Origin of the sequence: Micromonospora sp. S4605 (assembly GCF_003176715.1) — a bacterium.
GTDB classification, from domain to species: Bacteria; Actinomycetota; Actinomycetes; order Mycobacteriales; family Micromonosporaceae; genus Micromonospora; species Micromonospora echinaurantiaca.
This window is the reverse complement of record NZ_QGSW01000012.1, coordinates 1-1,322: the sequence shown is the minus strand read 5'-3', so window position 1 is coordinate 1,322 and position 1,322 is coordinate 1. Positions and strand designations below refer to the sequence as shown.

At 76.7% G+C, this 1,322-nt stretch carries 1 protein-coding gene; it reads right to left on the bottom strand.

Annotated elements, in window-relative coordinates; all coding sequences use genetic code 11:
• Nucleotides 1–136: 136 nt before the first annotated feature.
• The coding region (locus DLJ47_RS36545) for a S1C family serine protease (protein WP_233257582.1) at nt 137–1,322 on the bottom strand (1,186 nt) is incomplete at its 5' end.

The following is a 1,322-nucleotide window of genomic DNA, read 5'->3' as shown; positions in this document are numbered from 1 at the left end:
GCGGCGGGTACGGCGGCGGGTAGCCGCCCGGCCCGGTCGGTGGCTGGGACATCTCTGCTCTTCCTCCAGGTGCGCGTGGTCCGGGCAGGGTGGGCCCGCCGGACCGGGATCGGTACGGGTCGGTGGCTGACCGGGGTCAGCAGATCTTGAAGCCGTCGCAGGCGGTCTTGATCGGTACGGCGAGACCGATGCCCTCGGCGTCCCGGGCCTTGGCGGTGGCGATGCCGACCACCTGCTTGCTGCCGTTGACCACCGGGCCGCCGGAGTTGCCGGGGTTGATCGGCGCGTCGAACTGGATCACCGGGCCGTCGCCGCCCTCGGCCTTGCGGAACGCGCTCACCACACCGGTGGTGACGCTGTCCTCCAGCCCGAGCGGCGCGCCGACCACGACGATCTGCTGGCCGGACTTCACCGCGGCGGGGGCCGCCACCAGCCCGGTGAACTTGCTGGTGGTGCGCAGGTGGGCGATGTCGTTGGCCTCGTCGACCTTGACGATGGTGGCGGGGAACCGCTGGTCGGTGCGCTCCAGGAAGACCTCCCGGCCACCGCCGTCCCAGACCGCCTCCACCACGTGGAAGTTGGTGAACAGGTTCGTGCCGCCGCCGGCGGCCGGCTTGCCGATCGCGAACGCGGTGCCGGTGAACTGACCGGCCCGCACCCGGAACACGCTGGGCAGCACCGCGCTGGCCACCGCCTCCGGGTTGAACGCGGCCCCGGCCTGCTTCTCCAGCGCTCCCGCCCGCTGCTCCAGCCCGTCGAACCGGGTGCCGTCGGCGGCCTGGGCGGTGTCCAGCCGGCGCCCGGTGTCGCCGAGCCGGTCGGAGAGCAGGTGGATCTGGATCGCCTGGACGATGGTCGCCACGGCCAGCACGGCCACCACCACCGCGAGCGTGATGGTGCGCCAGCGGCCGCGGCGGGGCACGGCCGGGGCCGCCCCCGACCAGGCATCTCCACCGGTGGTCGGAAGGCCCGACGAGCCGGCCGGCGGGTAGGTCGCTCCGGCGGGCGGCGGGTAGGCAGGTCCGGCAGGCGGCGGGTAGCCCGCTCCGGCGGGCGGATAGGTCGGCGCCGGCGGGTTGCCCGGGCCGGCCGCCGCCGGCTGACCGGGCGCGGTGGCCGACGCGGTGCCCGGCGAGGTGCCGGCGCCGCCGGCCGGCGGATAGCCGGACTGGGTGCCGGGACCGGTGGCCGGCGGGTAGCTGGACGGGGTGCCGGGGCCGCCGGCCGGCGGACGGCCGGGCGCGGCGGCGGGCGGGTAGGCCGGACTGGCGGCCGGTGGCGCACCGGCCGATCGGCCCCACTGCCCCTGCTGCGGCGGGGAC